15 protein-coding genes are annotated in these 16,288 nt (G+C 75.1%); 14 read left to right on the top strand and 1 reads right to left on the bottom strand.

What is annotated here, in order from left to right; all coding sequences use genetic code 11:
* Positions 1-80: 80 nt before the first annotated feature.
* From ACSURM_RS17180 to ACSURM_RS17115, 14 genes are all read left to right on the top strand, one after another.
* Positions 81-1,715, top strand: a complete 1,635-nt coding sequence (locus tag ACSURM_RS17180; RefSeq protein WP_436956049.1) for a polyamine aminopropyltransferase — start codon at positions 81-83, stop codon at positions 1,713-1,715.
* A gap of 105 nt (positions 1,716-1,820) precedes the next feature.
* On the top strand, positions 1,821-2,747 hold the full coding sequence (locus ACSURM_RS17175) for an SRPBCC family protein (RefSeq protein ID WP_436956047.1): 927 nt from the start codon (positions 1,821-1,823) through the stop codon (positions 2,745-2,747).
* 43 nt (positions 2,748-2,790) lie between these two features.
* The gene (locus ACSURM_RS17170) at positions 2,791-3,579 is read left to right on the top strand and encodes an aldose 1-epimerase (protein WP_189998942.1); all 789 of its coding nucleotides are present in this window, start codon (positions 2,791-2,793) and stop codon (positions 3,577-3,579) included.
* A gap of 10 nt (positions 3,580-3,589) precedes the next feature.
* Positions 3,590-4,141, top strand: a complete 552-nt coding sequence (gene pyrE / locus ACSURM_RS17165; RefSeq protein WP_030620592.1) for an orotate phosphoribosyltransferase — start codon at positions 3,590-3,592, stop codon at positions 4,139-4,141.
* Between the two features lie 141 nt (positions 4,142-4,282).
* Positions 4,283-5,305 carry a class II fructose-bisphosphate aldolase gene (fbaA, locus tag ACSURM_RS17160; protein WP_030790871.1) on the top strand — a complete coding sequence of 341 codons (1,023 nt, stop codon included), beginning with the start codon at positions 4,283-4,285 and terminating at the stop codon, positions 5,303-5,305.
* A 273-nt stretch (positions 5,306-5,578) separates the two neighbouring features.
* Positions 5,579-5,992, top strand: coding sequence for a DUF3151 domain-containing protein (locus ACSURM_RS17155; RefSeq protein WP_436956045.1), 414 nt, complete (start codon positions 5,579-5,581; stop codon positions 5,990-5,992).
* Positions 5,993-6,147: 155 nt separating this feature from the next.
* A complete protein-coding gene (locus ACSURM_RS17150; protein ID WP_436956043.1) occupies positions 6,148-6,996 on the top strand; it encodes a tryptophan 2,3-dioxygenase family protein in 849 nt (282 codons plus the stop codon).
* Positions 6,989-8,173: a kynureninase gene (kynU, locus tag ACSURM_RS17145; protein ID WP_436956041.1), complete on the top strand. Its 1,185-nt coding sequence runs from the start codon at positions 6,989-6,991 to the stop codon at positions 8,171-8,173. The genes ACSURM_RS17150 and kynU overlap by 8 nt, the downstream gene beginning before the upstream one ends.
* A 218-nt stretch (positions 8,174-8,391) precedes the next feature.
* Positions 8,392-9,303 (top strand): alpha/beta hydrolase, encoded by a 912-nt coding sequence (locus tag ACSURM_RS17140; protein WP_436956040.1) that lies wholly within the window; start codon positions 8,392-8,394, stop codon positions 9,301-9,303.
* A 124-nt stretch (positions 9,304-9,427) separates the two neighbouring features.
* Entirely contained in the window at positions 9,428-10,573 is a 1,146-nt protein-coding gene (locus ACSURM_RS17135; RefSeq protein WP_436956038.1) for an alpha/beta hydrolase, read from the top strand.
* Positions 10,566-11,843 carry an acyltransferase family protein gene (locus ACSURM_RS17130; RefSeq protein ID WP_436956037.1) on the top strand — a complete coding sequence of 426 codons (1,278 nt, stop codon included), beginning with the start codon at positions 10,566-10,568 and terminating at the stop codon, positions 11,841-11,843. Before ACSURM_RS17135 ends, ACSURM_RS17130 begins: the two co-directional genes overlap by 8 nt.
* Complete coding sequence (locus ACSURM_RS17125; protein WP_436956035.1) at positions 11,836-13,236, top strand: sensor histidine kinase; 1,401 nt, start codon at positions 11,836-11,838, stop codon at positions 13,234-13,236. The genes ACSURM_RS17130 and ACSURM_RS17125 overlap by 8 nt, the downstream gene beginning before the upstream one ends.
* Positions 13,233-13,913 carry a response regulator gene (locus ACSURM_RS17120; protein ID WP_436956034.1) on the top strand — a complete coding sequence of 227 codons (681 nt, stop codon included), beginning with the start codon at positions 13,233-13,235 and terminating at the stop codon, positions 13,911-13,913. The genes ACSURM_RS17125 and ACSURM_RS17120 overlap by 4 nt, the downstream gene beginning before the upstream one ends.
* A 181-nt stretch (positions 13,914-14,094) precedes the next feature.
* The gene (locus ACSURM_RS17115; protein WP_436956032.1) at positions 14,095-15,315 is read left to right on the top strand and encodes a cytochrome P450; all 1,221 of its coding nucleotides are present in this window, start codon (positions 14,095-14,097) and stop codon (positions 15,313-15,315) included.
* A gap of 25 nt (positions 15,316-15,340) precedes the next feature.
* Here ACSURM_RS17115 and ACSURM_RS17110 read toward each other — a convergent pair whose 3' ends face one another.
* Positions 15,341-16,180, bottom strand: a complete 840-nt coding sequence (locus tag ACSURM_RS17110; protein ID WP_436956030.1) for a diacylglycerol kinase — start codon at positions 16,178-16,180, stop codon at positions 15,341-15,343.
* Positions 16,181-16,288 lie beyond the last annotated feature (108 nt).

Here is a 16,288-nt window from a genome sequence, read left to right as displayed (position 1 = left end):
AACCCGCAATGCGTCAACCGCCCCCAGATCCACACGTGTGGGTGACGAAGCGTGCCCGGGATGTGACGTAACGTCGCAGCGTGATCGAACCGCACGCCCCCGCGCCCCCAGGCGCCCCGCCCTCCTGGACGAGCCCCGCACGGCTGCCCGTCCGGCCCGGCACCGGGCGGTTCCTGGTCCTCGCGTGCGTCTTCGTGTGCGCGGCCTGCGGACTCGTGTACGAACTCGAACTCGTGGCGTTCGCCTCGTACTTGACCGGCGACTCGGTCACCCAGGCGTCCGTGGTGCTGTCCGTGATGGTGTTCGCCATGGGCATCGGCTCCCTCGGCGCCAAACGGCTGCGCCGCCACGCCGCGGCCGGCTTCGTCGCGGTGGAGACGGCCCTCGCGCTGGTCGGCGGATGCAGCGCCATGGCGCTGTACGCCGTGTTCGCCTGGACCGCCGGCTGGGGCGGGGTCTGGGCCGCCGGTCCGCGCTGCCTGCTCGTCGCCTTCTCCCTGGCCATCGGCCTGCTCATCGGCGCCGAGGTGCCGCTGCTGATGGAACTTATCCAGCGCGTCCGGCGGCAGGACGCGGGCGGCGCGGTGGCCGACCTGTTCGCCGCCGACTACGTCGGCGCCCTGGTCGGCGGCCTCGCCTTTCCCTTCCTGCTCCTGCCGTTCCTCGGCCAGCTGACCGGCGCGCTGCTGACCGGCACGGTCAACGTGGTCGCGGGCGGTGCCCTGGTCCTCGGCCTGTTCCGGCGCGACCTCGGCCGCCGCGCCCGCCGGCTGCTGCTGTGCGCCGGCCTCCTCGTCCTCGGCGTCCTCGTCTGTGCCGCCGCCCTCGCCGGTGACTTCGAACGCGCCGCCCGGCACGCCGTGTACGGCGGGGACGTCCGGGTGGCCGTGCGGACCGGCGTGCAGGAGATCGTCCTGGCCGGCGGCACCCATGGTCGGCCCCTCGACCTCTTCCTGGACGGCCGGCTCCGCGTCGGTGGCCGCGACGAGCGCCGCTACCACGAGGCCCTGGTCCACCCGGCCCTGACCGGCCCGCACGCGCGCGTGCTGATCCTCGGCGGCGGCGACGGACTGGCCGCCCGCGAGGTGCTGCGCCGCCGCGACGTACACCGCGTCGACCTCGTCGAACTGGACCCGGGCCTGCTGGAGCTGTCCCGCCGCGACCCCGGCCTCGCCGCCGCCAACGCGCACGCCTTCGCCGACCCGCGCGTCCATGTCACCACCGGCGACGCGCTCGCCTGGCTGCGGGGGGCGCGCGGGCGGGCGTACGACGTCGTGGTCGCCGACCTGCCCGATCCCGGCATCACCGCCGGCGCCAAGCTGTACTCCCAGGAGTTCTACGGCCTGGCCCGCCGGGTGCTGGCCCCGCACGGCCGCCTGGCGGTGCACGCCGGTCCCGTCACCACCCGCCCGCGCGCCTACTGGACCGTCGCCGCGACCCTCCGCGTGGCCGGCTTCGGCGTCTCCCCGTACCGGGTGCCGGGCCACGACGGCGGCTCCCGGGCCGGGCCCGACCGCTCGGCGGGCGCGTCCCGGACCCCACACGACTGGGGCTTCCTGCTGGCGGCGCCGGGCCGCACCCCGCCGCCCCTGCGCCTGGGCACCTGGCGGCCGGGCACACTGACCCAGGCCCGGCTGACGGCGGACGCGCGGGCCGCCGACCGCACCCGGATCGACGGGCTGCGGGCCTCCACGCTGGTGCGTCCGCGGTACTGAGGCCCTGTCCCGGGCCGGTGGGCGCGCGGGTGAACGGGGGGCCGGGCGCGGAGCCGTCCGCACGCCCGGGTGAGTTCCGGCCGCGAGTGGGTAGGCTCCCGGACCATGGAGCACCAGGTCTTCGTCCAGGCTTCCACCGACCGGCTCGGCGCGGCCCTGAGCGACCCCGCTCGCGTCGTCCGCGCCGTCCCCGGGCTGCACCAGGACGCCGGTGCCGAACCGATCACCGGCCGCCTGAAGCTCCGCGTCGGCGGGCACTCCGTGACCTATCGGGGCACGGCCCGGGTGACCCCGCGCGCCGACGGCACCTACGGTGTCGAGGCCGACGCCACCGAGGCCCGCGGCACCGGTTCGGTCAAGCTGTCCCTGACCCTGCGCCTCACGGCCGCCGAGGACGGCTGCACGGTCACGGCGGAGGGCACGGCGACCGCGTCCGGCCGGATCACGGAACTTCCGGCGGAGTCGGTGACGTCGGCGGCGACGAGGCTGCTGAGCCGGTTCCTGGAGTCGCTGGCGGCGGAGGAGGCGCCGGCGGGGGGCGAGCCGTCGGCGGACGACGAGCCGTCGGCGGAAGGCGAGCCGTCGGCGGGCGACGAGTCCGCGGTGGCCGGTGGTGAACCCCACCGCTCCGTCTTCGACACCGAGGTCCCGCCGCCCTCGCTGGACCGCGACGACCACGACGACCGCGACGACCAAGACACGGTCCACCCGGACGGGGACGCGGACGACGGCAACGCGGCGGCCGATGACACCCGTGGCGCCGCGGACGCCGGCCCCGTCCACCCCGACGTGCCCGCCGAGGACTTCGCCGAGATCGGGGAGCCGCCCGCCGAGGCCGCGCACGCCCGGCGGACGATGATCGGGCGCAGCGCCGAGGAGGTCGACCACGCCCCGCCGCGCGGCCGGTACGCCCCCGTGCCCGCCCCCCAGACCGTCGTCGGCAACCCGGCCCTGCGCTGGGCGGCCCCCGCCGCGGCCTTCGCCCTGGCCTCGGCGATCGTGGTCACCCGCGCCCTGCGCAGACGACGCTGACCGGCCGCCGCACAGCCGCCGCGCGCCCCAGTAGTGTCGACCCGTGAGCAACGAAGACATCACGCTGACCGCAGGCGAAGCGGAAGTGCGCGTCAGCCCCGCGAACGGCGGCCGGATCAGCGGGCTCCGGATCGGCTCCCTGGAGCTGCTGCGGCAGGGCCCGCGCTACGGCTGCTTCCCGATGGTGCCCTGGTGCGGCCGGATCCGCGACGGCCGCTTCCTGGACGGCGGCACCGTCCGCCGGATGCCGCTCAACTCCCCGCCGCACGCCATCCACGGCACCGCGCGCGACGGCGCCTGGCGCACCGCGCGCGTCTCGGCGGACGAGGCGGTGATCACGTACGAGCTGACCGACCCCTGGCCGCACCCCGGGCGCGTCACCCAGGTCGTCGCGCTCACCGAGGACGGCCTGACCCTGACCATGTCCGTGGAGGCGTACGACGACTCCTTCCCGGCGCAGCTCGGCTGGCACCCGTGGTTCAACCGGAACCTCGACGGCGCGGACGTACGGCTGGACTTCGCGCCCGCCTGGCAGGAGGAGCGCGGCGCCGACCACCTGCCCACCGGCAACCGCACCGACCCCCGGCCCGGCCCCTGGGACGACTGCTTCGGCATGCCCGGCGGGGTGGACGTCACCCTGACCTGGCCGGACCGGCTGGAGCTGAAGGTGGCGAGCCGCGAGGAGTGGGTGGTGGTCTACGACGAGCAGGCCGAGGCCGTCTGCGTGGAGCCGCAGACCGGCCCGCCCAACGGCCTGAACACCCTTCCGCGCCTGGTCACCCCGCTTCAGCCGCTGGAGGCGAGTACGACCTGGAGCTGGCGTCGGCTCTAAGCTGGTCGGCATGACGGACGACGTGCGCGGCGCGCTGCTGCAGCAGATCAAGGACAAGGCCGTGGTGCACGGCAAGGTGACGCTCTCCTCCGGTCTGGAGGCCGACTACTACGTCGACCTGCGCCGCATCACCCTCGACGGCGAGGCCGCCCCGCTGGTCGGCCAGGTGCTGCTGGACCTGACCGCGGACCTGGAGTTCGACGCGGTCGGCGGGCTCACCATGGGCGCCGACCCGGTGGCCGCCGCCATGCTGCACGCCGCCGCCGCGCGCGGCCGCCGCCTGGACGCGTTCGTGGTCCGCAAGGCGGCCAAGGCGCACGGGCTCCAGCGGCGCGTCGAGGGCCCGGACATCGCGGGCCGCCGGGTCCTGGTGGTCGAGGACACCTCCACCACCGGCGGTTCCCCGCTGACCGCCGTCGAGGCCGTGCGGGAGGCCGGCGCGGAGGTCGTCGCCGTCGCCACGATCGTGGACCGGGCGACGGGAGCCGCAGAGAAGATCGAAGCGGGCGCGGGTGTTCCCTACCGCTTCGCCTTCTCGAAGGACGAACTGGGGCTGGACTGACGATCCGGTCGTTCCGGTCTTGACCGGCGCGTGGACCATCGGGTCATGTCTGGGAAGATGGGGCCGACGATGATGTCGCCCCCCAGGTCTAGGTCAGGGCCGTAACGCAGAACCCCTACCCGCAACACAAGGAGCGGACAGATGCCCATCGCAACCCCCGAGGTCTACAACGAGATGCTCGACCGGGCGAAGGCAGGCAAGTTCGCCTACCCGGCCATCAACGTGACCTCCACGCAGACCCTGAACGCGGCGCTGCGCGGCTTCGCGGAGGCCGAGAGCGACGGCATCGTCCAGATCTCGACCGGCGGTGCGGAGTTCCTCGGCGGCCAGTACAGCAAGGACATGGTGACCGGCGCGGTCGCGCTCGCCGAGTTCGCGCACGTCATCGCCGAGAAGTACCCGGTCAACATCGCCCTGCACACCGACCACTGCCCGAAGGACAAGCTCGACGGGTACGTGCGTCCGCTGATCGCGCTGTCCAAGAAGCGCGTCGACGCCGGTCTCACCCCGCTGTTCCAGTCGCACATGTGGGACGGCTCCGCGGAGACCCTCGCCGACAACCTGGAGATCGCGCAGGAGCTGCTGGAGCAGGCCCGCGCCGCCAAGATCATCCTGGAGGTGGAGATCACCCCGACCGGCGGTGAGGAGGACGGCGTCACCCACGAGATCAACGACGAGCTGTACACCACCGTCGACGACGCCATCCGCACCGCCGAGGCCCTGGGCCTGGGCGAGAAGGGCCGCTACCTGCTGGCCGCGTCCTTCGGCAACGTGCACGGCGTGTACAAGCCGGGCAACGTCGTGCTCCGTCCCGAGCTGCTGAAGGAGCTGAACGAGGGCGTCGCCGCCCGGTTCGGCAAGGAGTCCCCGTTCGACTTCGTCTTCCACGGCGGCTCCGGCTCCACCGAGCAGGAGATCCTGACCGCGCTGGAGAACGGCGTGGTGAAGATGAACATCGACACGGACACCCAGTACGCCTTCACCCGCCCGGTCGCCGCCCACATGTTCCAGAACTACGACGGCGTCCTGAAGGTCGACGGCGAGGTCGGCAACAAGAAGGCCTACGACCCGCGTACCTGGGGCAAGCTGGCCGAGGCGAGCATGGCCGCGCGCGTCGTGCAGGCCACGCAGCACCTGCGCTCGGCGGGCAACAAGATCAAGTAAGCGATACCCCACGGCGGGCCCGGCGGCAGTCCCTGCCGCCGGGCCCGCCGTACACCTGGGGCACGCCCGAACGGCGGGAGGCCACGGTCCTCGCCTCCGTCGACACCGCCCGGGCGGGCCCGGCCGGCGGCGTCGACAACGCGGCGGCGCGCGTGGCGGGGCTGATAGGTACGGCCGCTTCCCGGGTACGGCTCCTGTGGGGATGTTCCGGGTGCGGGCCGCTCGCGCGCCCCTTTGGGACGCCTCCCGTGGCCCGTGCGACACACTGAACCCATGACGATTCACCAGAACCTCCTCGGCGGACCGCCCCCGACCCACCTCCCCGACGACCCGGAGCCCCGCGAGGCGCTCGCGGCCGGTACCGCGCCGGCGGAGGTCGCCGCCCAGCACCCCACCTCGTCCCTCGCCTGGGCCCAGCTGGCCGACGACGCGTTCGAGCGGGGCTCGGTCGTGGAGTCGTACGCCTACGCCCGTACCGGCTACCACCGCGGCCTGGACGCCCTGCGCCGCAACGGCTGGAAGGGGCACGGACCGGTCCCGTGGGAGCACGAGCCGAACCGCGGCTTCCTGCGCGCGCTGCACGCCCTCGCCCGCGCCGCCCAGGCGATCGGGGAGCAGGAGGAGTACGAGCGCTGCTCCCAGTTCCTGGCGGACTCCTCGCCGACGGCGGCCCAGACCCTGGGCTGACCGGCCCGGCGCGCGTCACCGGTGTGGCCCGTCTGGCGGCAGGCGGGCCTTGCCGTCCCCCGGGGCATTGCGGAGGATGGCTGGGTGGGGACCGGGGCCCCCGTGCCGGCATCGGCAGGGGCGGACCGCTACCCGGAGTTACACAGGAGACAGCGATGTCCCAACAGGCTCACCACCCTCATCAGGCCGCTGAGCCCGAGACCCCGAACCTGGATTTCGCGGGGACGACGCCGTACGAGGACTACGTCAAGGCCGACGTCCTCACCCACCTCCAGCACACCCTCTCCGACGACCCCGGGGAAATGGTCTTCCTGGTGACCACCCAGGTCATGGAGCTGTGGTTCACCGTGATCGTGCACGAGTGGGAGACGGCCGCCCATGCGCTGCGTTCGGACGACGTACCCACGGCGCTCGCCGCGCTGAAACGTTCCGTGCGGGAGCTGGAGGCGCTGAACGCCTCCTGGAAGCCGCTCGGCCAGCTGACCCCGGCGCAGTTCAACGCCTACCGCGGCGCCCTCGGCGAGGGCTCCGGCTTCCAGTCGGCGATGTACCGGCGCCTGGAGTTCCTGCTCGGCGAGAAGTCCGCCTCCATGCTCGTACCGCACCAGGGCGTCCCGCGCGTCCACGCGGAGCTGGAGAAGGCCCTGCACGAGCCCAGCCTGTACGACGAGGCGCTGCGGCTCCTTGCCCGCCGCGGGCACCCGATCCCGGACTCCGTGCTGCGCCGGGACCTCTCCGCCCGGTACGAGCCGTCAGAGGCCGTGGAGGCCGCCTGGACCGCCGTCTACGCGGGCGACGAGAGCGACGAACTCGCCCGGCTGGGCGAGGCGTTGACGGACGTGGCCGAACTGGTGTGGCGCTGGCGCAACGACCACCTGGTGGCCACCCGGCGCGCGATGGGCGCCAAGCCCGGCACGGGCGGCTCCGCCGGCGTGGCCTGGCTGGAGAAGCGCGCCCGCAAGAACGTGTTCCCCGAGCTGTGGACGGCGAGGTCCCATGTCTGAGTTGGCCCTGCACGCGGAGAAGCTGGACGCGGAGGACGGACTCGCGTCCCTGCGGGACCGGTTCGTCCTCGACGACGTCGTGTACCTGGACGGGAACTCCCTGGGCGCCCTGCCCGCGCACGTCCCCGGCCGGCTGGCGGACGTCGTCCGCCGCGAGTGGGGCGAACTGCGCATCCGCTCCTGGGAGGAGAGCGGCTGGTGGACGGCGCCCGAGCGGGTCGGCGACCGGATCGCCCCGCTGGTGGGCGCGGCCCCCGGCCAGATCGTCGTGGGCGACTCGACCAGCGTGAACGTCTTCAAGGCGCTGGTCGCGGCGGTCCGCATGGCGGGCGACGACCGGGACGAACTCCTGGTCGACGCCACGACGTTCCCCACGGACGGCTACATCGCCGCCTCGGCGGCCCGGCTGACCGGCCGCACCCTGCGCCCGGTCACCCCGGACGAGGTGCCGGGCGCGCTGTCCGGCCGTACGGCCGCGGTGCTGCTCAACCACGTCGACTACCGCACCGGCCGGCTGCACGACCTCCCGGCGCTCACCGCCGCGGTCCACGCCCGCGGCGCCCTCGCGGTGTGGGACCTGTGCCACAGCGCGGGCGCGCTGCCGGTGGGCCTGGACGAGCACGGGGTGGACCTCGCGGTCGGCTGCACCTACAAGTACCTGAACGGGGGCCCGGGCGCACCGGCGTACCTGTACGTCCGCAAGGAGGTGCAGGACCGCTTCGACTCCCCGCTGCCCGGCTGGAACTCCCACGCCGAGCCGTTCGGGATGAGCCCCGAGTACGCCCCGGCGGCGGGTGCCGTACGGGGGCGGGTCGGCACACCGGACATCCTCTCCCTGCTGGCGCTGGAGTCCGCGCTCGACGTGTGGGACGGGGTGTCCGTCACCGCCGTCCGCGCCAAGTCCCTTGCGCTGACGGACTTCTTCCTGCGGTGCGTGGCCGCGTACACCGAGCCCGGCCGGGTGGAGTGCGTGACCCCCGAGCGGCACGCGGAGCGGGGCAGCCAGATCGCCCTGCGCTGCCCCGACGCCGGTGAGGTGATGAAGCGCCTGATCGCCCGGGGCGTCGTGGGCGACTTCCGGCACCCGGACATCCTCCGCTTCGGCTTCACCCCGCTGTACGTGGGGTTCCGCGACGCGGAGCGGGCGGCGCGGGTGCTGGGGGAGGAGCTGGCCTAGGGACGGAGGACCGGGCGCGGGCGCGGGCGTAGGCGTGCGGTGTGGGGGCGGGGGGGTCGGGGGCTCGGGTCCGGGCCGGATCCCCTGGCTTCCCCCCGCCCCCTCGACGGGCGGGAAATGCCCGTGTCCCCGCACGTCACCGGCCTGGTACCGTCCCGGCCAACGGCCGTTCCCCACCTGGTCCGCCACCCCCGTTTCCGTAGCTGAGAGGTTGGAGCATGCCGGACGACGCCGCAGCCGCCCGCGCCGCCGCCGAAGAGGAGTCGGCCTTCTCGCACCCGCCGGTCGACCCCGACGCCACCGCCGCGTACGGCGACCATCCCGACCAGGTGATCGACTTCTACGTCCCCCGCCCCGGCCGGGGCGGGGCCGCCCCCACGTCCTCCGCCCCGCTGGTCGTCGTCCTGCACGGCGGCGCCTGGCGGGCGCGCTACGACCGCCGCCATGTCACCCCGTTCGCCGCCTACTTGGCCCGCAGGGGGTTCGTGGTGGCCAACGTCGAGTACCGGAGGGGCGGAGAGGACGCGGACGGTGCCGGAGGTGCTGCCGATGAGGGCGGCGTGCCGCCCGCCGGCCGCTGGCCCGACACGTTCGACGATGTCGCGGCGGCCCTGGACGCCCTGCCCGCGCTGGCCGGCGAGGTGGCTCCGCAGGCGGACCCCGGACGTACGGTGCTGACCGGGCACTCGGCGGGCGGCCACCTGGCGCTGTGGGCGGCGGCCCGGCATGTGCTCCCGGCGGACGCGCCATGGCGCACCGGCCGCCCGGCGCCGCTGCGCGGTGTCGTCGCGCTCGCGCCGATCGCGGACTTCGAGGTGGCGGAGAAGCTGGAGGTGTGCGACCACGCGACCCGCCAACTCCTGGGTGGTCAGGAGGGGTTCGTCGAGCGGTGCCGGTACGCGGATCCGGCGCGGCTGCTGCCGACGGGCATCGCCACGACGCTGGTGCAGGGCCGGGCCGATGTCACGGTGCCGCATCAGGTGGCCGAGTCGTACGCGGACGCGGCGGCGAAGGCGGGGGAGGTGGTCGGGCTGACGCTGCTGGAGGACGTGGGCCACTTCCCGCTGATCGACCCGGCGGCCGACGCCTGCGCGGTGGTGGCGGAGGAGATCGCCCAACTGGCCTGGTGATACCCGTAGTACCTGAGAGCTACGCGCCAGCACAGCTCCCTGGCGGGACGCCGGCGACACCCCCCGATCCGTAATTTCCTTTCCAGTCGAGCCCGACGGCCGGGCGACCGGAAAGGAAGCCACCATGGGGGGCCACCCGCGACCCACGACGTTGCTGCGGCTTTCGGCGGTGGTGGGGGCGTACGGGGGCATCCCGCGTCCGGCGTCGATCGCCGCGCAGGTGGCGACCCCTCCCACCACGCACCCGCAGCCGTCGACGGCGAGTGTCCGCCACGGGGGTCACCCCCACTTCCTCCGCCGCGCCCTCCTCCGTCTCCTGCTCCCCGCCCTCCTGGTCGCCGCCATAGTCCTCCCCCTCGCGGGCGCGGCCCGTCCCGCCGTCCCCGCTCCGCCTCCCGCGACCCTCACCACGCCCCTGACCCCCGCCGCCCTCCCCACCGCCTACGAGGCGAACCGGGAGAACGCAGCCGAGGCCGCCCGCATGGCCGCCGCGCACGGCGACACCCACCGCGCCGCGGCCGACCGCGCCCTCGCCGCGCCCTCCCGCCACCTCCTCGCCTTCGACGGCCGGGGCAGCGGGCAAGTCACCGAGGTATTGGGCGACTTGGCCCACGCCCGTCACATCGCCGTACTGGTCCCCGGCTCGGACACCACCCTCGACACCTACCCCCGCTTCCACCGCGCCGCCGCGTCCCTGTACGCGGCCCTCATCCACCGCCCCACCGAAAGCCGGACGCCCGGAGACACCGTCGCCGTCATAGCCTGGCTCGGTTACGACACCCCGGCCACGGTCAGCACCACCGTCACCACGACCACCCGCGCCGACGAGGCCGCCCCGCGCCTGGGCGCCTTCGTCCGCGACCTGCGCGCCGCCGCACCCGCCGGCGCCCACCTCACCCTCCTGTGCCACTCCTACGGCTCCGTGGTCTGCGGCCGGGCCGCCCCCGGCCTCGCCGCGGACGACATCGCCCTGATCGGCAGCCCCGGCACCGGCGCCGGCTCGGCCACCGCCCTGCACACCCGCGCCCGCGTCTGGGCGGCCCGCGGCACCGCCGACTGGGTGGCGCACGTCCCGCACGTCCGGACCGGCCTGTTCGGCACCGGCGTCACCGTCGGCTTCGGCACCGACCCCGTCTCCGCCGCCTTCGGCGCCCGGGTCTTCGACGCGGCCGGCGCCGGCCACAGCGGCTACTTCGCCCCGGGCTCGGCCTCTCTCGCCAACCTGGCCCGGATCACCCTCGGCGAGACCTCGGAGGTGACCCGTGCCTGAACAGACCCCCCGGGCCCACGCCCCGCGCCGCCCCCTGGACGCCCTCCGCAGGGGCGCCCGCGTCCCGGACGCCTTCGGCGCCGCCTTCCGCCTCGCCGCCCTCCGCCAGGGCGCCCGGCGCCTGGACGCCGCCACCCCCGCCTCCCGGGACCGCGCGGTCGACGCGCTGCGGGCCCTCGCGATCCTCGGTGTCGTCCTCGGCCACTGGCTGGTCACCGCCCTGGTCGCACAGGACGGCGCCCTGCACACCGAGAGCCCGCTGCGCCACCAGCCCTGGCTGGCCCCGCTCTCCTGGCCGCTCCAGACGCTGGCCGTGTTCTTCCTGGTCGGCGGCCATGTGGCGACCCGCGGTCTGGCCACCGCCCGGGCCCGCGGCGACTCCTACGGCCAGTGGCTGCGCGCCCGCACGGCCCGGCTGCTCCGCCCGGTCACCGCCCTGTTCGCCCTGTGGACGGTGACCGCCGCCGCCCTGCTGCTCAGCGGCGCTCCGCCGGCCACCGTCCACAGCCTGGTGAAACTCGCGCTGTCCCCGCTGTGGTTCCTGCTGGTGTTCGCCGCGCTGACGGCCGCCACCCCGCTCGTCGCCCGGCTCAACCCCCTGTGGCCGCTCGCCGTCGTCCTGCACGTGGACCTGCTCCGCTTCGGCCTGCACCTCGGCCCGTCCTGGCTCGGCTGGACCAACCTGGCCGCCGGCTGGCTGGTGCCCTACACCCTCGGCGCGGCCTGGGCCCGGGGCGAGCTGCGCAGCCGCCGTTCGGCCCGGGCCCTGCTGCTCGGCGGTACGGCGGCCACGGCGCTCCTCATCGGCTGCGCGGGCTACCCGGCGTCCATGGTCGGCGTCCCCGGCGGCGCGGTCTCCAACCTGAACCCGCCTACCTTGGCGGTCGTCACGTTCGGCCTGGCCCAGTGCGGGCTTGCGCTGCTGCTGCGCGACCGGCTGCGCCGGGCGGCGGCCCGCCCCCTGGTCTGGGCGGCGGTGGCCCTGGTCAACCTGTCGGCGATGACGGTCTTCCTGTGGCACCAGACGGCGATGATGGCCACCACCGCCACCGGGCTCGCGGCCGGCCGCCTGCCCGGTCTGCACACGGCGCCCGATTCCCCGCTCTGGGTGGCGTACCGGCTGGCCTGGCTGCCCGTGTTCGCCGTGGCGCTGGCCCTGTGCCTGGCGGCCTTCCGTCACCGCGAGCGGGGCCCGCGCCGCCCGCGCCGCCGTCCGTCCCGGGTCGTCCACCGCCATCTGCCGCCGAGGAAGTCCCCGCACCATGCCTAAGGTTGACCCCGTGCAGCACGAGGACCCGACCACCACCCCCGCCGAGGGCCCTCGTACCCCGCCCCGCGCCACCGCCCGCCTGCGGGCCTGGCTGGGCGAGGCCCCCACCCGCACCTCGCCCCCGTACTCCCGGTACCGCTGGGCCCGCCTGCTCACCTACCTCGTCCTCGGCTGGATCGGGCTGACCATCGCCGTGGGCGGCGGCGCCGAGGTCTCCGAGTCCTACCGCATCGCCTTCCCCGTCGCCCTCGCCACCACCGCCCTCCAGGCCGTCGCCCTCCTCCTGGCCGGCTGGCGTCCCGTCCTCGCCTGGGCGCTGTCGCTGGCCGCCGCCACCGGCACCGCCCTGCTCGCCCGCCCCCACCTGGCCGCCCTCCCGCCCGACGGCCCCCACCCCAACTGGCCCTGGACCACGCCCACGCTGATCGCGCACATGGCGGTCTTCCTGCTGTTCGCGCTGCGCGTCCGGCCGGCCGGCGTGGTGGCCGCGGCCGGCGTGACCACCGCGGTGACCTGGGTCCTCCAGGCACTGATGGGCCCGGGCCGCTACTCCGGCACCGGCACGCTGACGGTGGCCCTGTGCGCCGTCATGGCCGTCACCGGCGCCGCCCTGCGCGGCCGCCAGCAGGCCCGTAGCGAACTGGTCCAGCAGACGACGATCAGCGTGGAGGAGCGGGCCCGCCGCACCCTGCTTGAGGAGCGCAGCCGGATCGCCCGGGAGCTGCACGACGTGGTCGCCCACCACATGTCGGTGATCTCCATCCAGGCACAGGTCGCCCCGCACCTGGTGGAGAACCCCTCCCCGGAGCTGCTGGAGAACCTCTCCGGCATCCGCGCCAACGCGCTGGAGGCGCTGACCGAGCTGCGCCGGGTCCTCGGGGTGCTGCGGTCCGAGCACGCCGAGAACCCCGACGACCCCTACGGCCTGGGCGCCCCCGGCACCGGAGCGGCCCCGGACGCCCCCCAGCCCACGCTGGACCGGCTCGGCGCGCTGATCGAGAACACCCGCGCGGCGGGACTGGACGTGAGCGCCGAGGTCGTGGGCGGGATACGGCCCTACGCGCCGGGCGTGGAGCTGTCGGCGTACCGGATCGTGCAGGAGGCGCTGAGCAACGCCCTGCGGCACGCGCCCGGGTCCCGGGTGCGGGTGGAGGTCGGGCACCTCCCGGACGGACTGCGGCTGAAGGTGGACAACTCCGCGCCCCGGCACCCCGCCCCGCCGTCCCCGGGCGCCGGTCACGGGCTGCTCGGCATGCGGGAGCGCGTGGCCATGCTCGGCGGCCGTCTCGTGGCGGGCGGCACCGAGGACGGCGGCTTCAGCGTCAGGGCCTTCCTCCCCGGGGACGTCCCGGACCCGCCCGACCAGCGCCCGACAGGAGAACAGACCCCATGACGAGCGGTACCGGCAGCATCCGTGTCCTGATCGCCGACGACCAGCAGATGGTCCGGCAGGGCTTCACCGTGCTGCTCAACGCCCAGAGCGACATCGAGGTGATCGGGCAGGCGGTGGACGGCCGGGACGCGATCGCCCGGACCGCCGAACTGGCCCCGGACGTGGTGCTGATGGACATCCGCATGCCGGAGCTGGGCGGCATCGAGGCGACCCGCCGCATCACCGAGGACCACCCCGCCGTGCGGGTGCTGGTGCTGACGACGTTCGACCTGGACGAGTACGTGTACGACGCGCTGCGGGCGGGCGCCTCCGGCTTCCTGCTCAAGGACGCCTCCGCGGACCAGCTGGCCGAGGCGGTCCGGGTCGTGGCCGCGGGCGACGCCCTGCTGGCCCCCGGCATCACCCGGCGGCTCATCGCGGAGTTCTCCCGCCTGGACGGCGGCGGTCGGACCCCGCTCAGACGGCGCGTCGGCGAGCTGACCGAGCGGGAGACGGAGGTGCTGGCGCTGATCGCGCAGGGCCTGTCGAACGCGGAGATCGCCGAGCGGCTGGTCGTGGCCGAGCAGACCGTGAAGACGCATGTGGGCCGCATCCTGGTGAAGCTCGGCCTGCGCGACCGCACCCAGGCCGCGGTCTACGCCTACGAGTCCGGCCTGGTCCGCCCCGGCACCCGCTGACAGCGGGCCCGGCCCGCGCGAAGGCCGGTCACGTGGGGCGGGCCCGGGCGGAGGCTGGCCAGGTGGGCGGGCTCGGGCGGAGGCCGGTCACGTGGGGCGGGCCCGCGCGGAGGCCGGTCACGTGGGGCGGGTGCGCGGGCGGAGGCTGGTCAGGTGGGGCGGGCCGGGCTAGCGTCCGTCCATGGCAGCTGCTGCGGACCATGTCTTCGACCCCTGGGACCCGGCGTTCGTCGCCGACCCCTACCCGGCCTACGCCGAGCTGCGCGCCCGCGGCCGGGTGATCCGGTACGAACCGAGCGACCAGTGGCTGGTGCCGCACCACGCGGACGTCTCGGCGCTGCTGCGGGACCGCCGGCTCGGCCGCACCTATCTGCACCGGTTCACGCACGAGGAGTTCGGCCGTACCCCGCCCCCGCCCGAGCACGAGCCCTTCCACACCCTCAACGACCACGGGATGCTGGACCTGGAGCCGCCGGACCACACCCGGATCCGGCGCCTGGTGGCGAAGGCGTTCACCCCGCGCACGGTGGAGCGGCTGGCACCGTATGTGCGGGGGCTGGCCGACGAGCTGGTGGCCGCCCTGGTCGGCAACGGCGGCGGCGACCTGCTGACGGACGTGGCCGAACCGCTGCCGGTCGCGGTGATCGCCGAGCTGCTCGGCATCCCCGCGGCGGACCGGCCCCTGCTGCGGCCGTGGTCGGCGGACATCTGCGGGATGTACGAGCTGAACCCGTCCGAGGAGACGGCGGCCCGGGCGGTGCGGGCGTCGGCGGAGTTCTCCGGCTACCTCCGGGAGCTGATCGCGGCCCGCCGCGCCGAGCCCGGCGAGGACCTGGTCTCCGCCCTGATCGCGGCCCACGACGAGGGCGACCGCCTCACCGAGCAGGAACTGGTCTCCACGGCGGTGCTGCTCCTCAACGCGGGACACGAGGCGACCGTCAACGCCACGGTGAACGGCTGGTACGCCCTGTTCCGCCACCCCGGGCAGCTCGCGGCCCTGCGCGCCGACCACTCCCTGGTGCCGTCCGCGACCGAGGAGCTGCTGCGCTACGACACCCCGCTCCAGCTTTTCGAACGCTGGGTCCTGGACGACATCGAGATCGGCGGCACCACGATCCCGAGGGGCGCCGAGGTCGCCCTGCTCTTCGGCTCCGCCAACCACGACCCGGCCGTCTTCGCCGACCCCGGCCGCCTGGACCTCGCCCGCGCGGAGAACCCGCACATCTCCTTCGGCGCCGGCATCCACTACTGCGTCGGCGCACCCCTGGCCCGTATCGAGCTGGCCGCCTCCCTGACCGCCCTGCTGGAGCGGGCGCCCACGCTCGCCCTCGCGGCGGAGCCTGAACGCCGGCCGAACTTCGTGATGAGGGGACTGCGGGGGCTGCGCGTGGAGCTGCGCTGAGCCGGGCGCGCCCATCCCTGAGGCTTCAGTGGTCGGCGGGCAGGACCAGGCTCCAGGCGCCCGCCACCACCCGCCAGGTCCGCCGGCGCACCGGCCCGGACACCGCCGCGTCCGCCCGGTAGCGGAACTCCGCCCCGGTGACCGTCACCGTGTGCCCGGAGGCCAGCAGCGGGGTCGCCTCCGCGCCCACCGACAGCGGCCGGACCTCCACCGAGGCCACCCCGGCCGCGCCCGGCGTCACCGACACCGCCTCCACCGGCTCGTCCGTGTCGACCACCGGCCGCCCGTCGACCTCCACCCGCAGCCGGGCCGCGTGCGGGGCGGGCACGGCGGACAGCCGGGCCGGGCGGGCGGCGAGCGTGCGGACCAGCGAGCGGTACCAGGGCCGGCCCGCGGAGAGCGGCAGCGGGGAGGCGGCGCCCGACCGCACCGGCACCGGCGGGATGCGCAGCGCGCCCAGCACCACCCCGTCCCCGTCGTCGACCAGCAGGTCCAGCCGCCGCTCCACGCCGTCCAGGACCGCCCGCGCCGCCGCCACCGCGCCGCCGGGCACCCCGAGCGACTCGGCGAGCGCCGTGTCCCCGACCGGCACCACGGACAGCGCGCATCCGGCCAGCTCCCCGCGCCGGTGCAGCAGGGTGACGGCCCGCGTCAGCGCCCGGCCGTCCCCCACCACGACCGGCCGCCGCGACCCCCTGCGGGCCAGGGCGCGGGCGAATTCCTCCGGCCCGTCCGGCAGGCACAGCTTGGCCGGCGCACCCGCGCTGAGCACGTCTTTCGCGATCCGTACGGACTCCCCGTCCGCCTGCCGTGCCGCCGGATCGATGATCACCAGCAGCTGATCGGACGTCGCGGAAGTCGCCACCTCGGTCCTGCCTCGCTTCCTCGGGTAGCATCTTTGTGCAAGAGCCCCTTGCGCTATTGCGCCAGGGGCTTCGTCTATTCCGGGGCATCCGGTCCGACGGTTGTGCGA

The organism is Streptomyces sp. SudanB182_2057, from assembly GCF_964272715.1.
Taxonomy (GTDB): Bacteria; Actinomycetota; Actinomycetes; order Streptomycetales; family Streptomycetaceae; genus Streptomyces; species Streptomyces rubradiris.
Note: the sequence above shows the minus strand (reverse complement) of the source record. Positions and strands in the feature narration are given on the sequence as shown.

Bases quoted from the DNA above. Each gene is read 5' to 3' on its own strand.
- ACSURM_RS17175 (WP_436956047.1), top strand. From the start codon at position 1,821: ATGGAGCACCAGGTCTTCGTCCAGGCTTCCACCGACCGGCTCGGCGCG.
- pyrE (WP_030620592.1), top strand. From the start codon at position 3,590: ATGACGGACGACGTGCGCGGCGCGCTGCTGCAGCAGATCAAGGACAAG.
- fbaA (WP_030790871.1), top strand. From the start codon at position 4,283: ATGCCCATCGCAACCCCCGAGGTCTACAACGAGATGCTCGACCGGGCG.
- ACSURM_RS17155 (WP_436956045.1), top strand. From the start codon at position 5,579: ATGACGATTCACCAGAACCTCCTCGGCGGACCGCCCCCGACCCACCTC.
- ACSURM_RS17150 (WP_436956043.1), top strand. From the start codon at position 6,148: ATGTCCCAACAGGCTCACCACCCTCATCAGGCCGCTGAGCCCGAGACC.
- kynU (WP_436956041.1), top strand. From the start codon at position 6,989: ATGTCTGAGTTGGCCCTGCACGCGGAGAAGCTGGACGCGGAGGACGGA.
- ACSURM_RS17140 (WP_436956040.1), top strand. From the start codon at position 8,392: ATGCCGGACGACGCCGCAGCCGCCCGCGCCGCCGCCGAAGAGGAGTCG.
- ACSURM_RS17135 (WP_436956038.1), top strand. From the start codon at position 9,428: ATGGGGGGCCACCCGCGACCCACGACGTTGCTGCGGCTTTCGGCGGTG.
- ACSURM_RS17125 (WP_436956035.1), top strand. From the start codon at position 11,836: ATGCCTAAGGTTGACCCCGTGCAGCACGAGGACCCGACCACCACCCCC.
- ACSURM_RS17120 (WP_436956034.1), top strand. From the start codon at position 13,233: ATGACGAGCGGTACCGGCAGCATCCGTGTCCTGATCGCCGACGACCAG.
- ACSURM_RS17115 (WP_436956032.1), top strand. From the start codon at position 14,095: ATGGCAGCTGCTGCGGACCATGTCTTCGACCCCTGGGACCCGGCGTTC.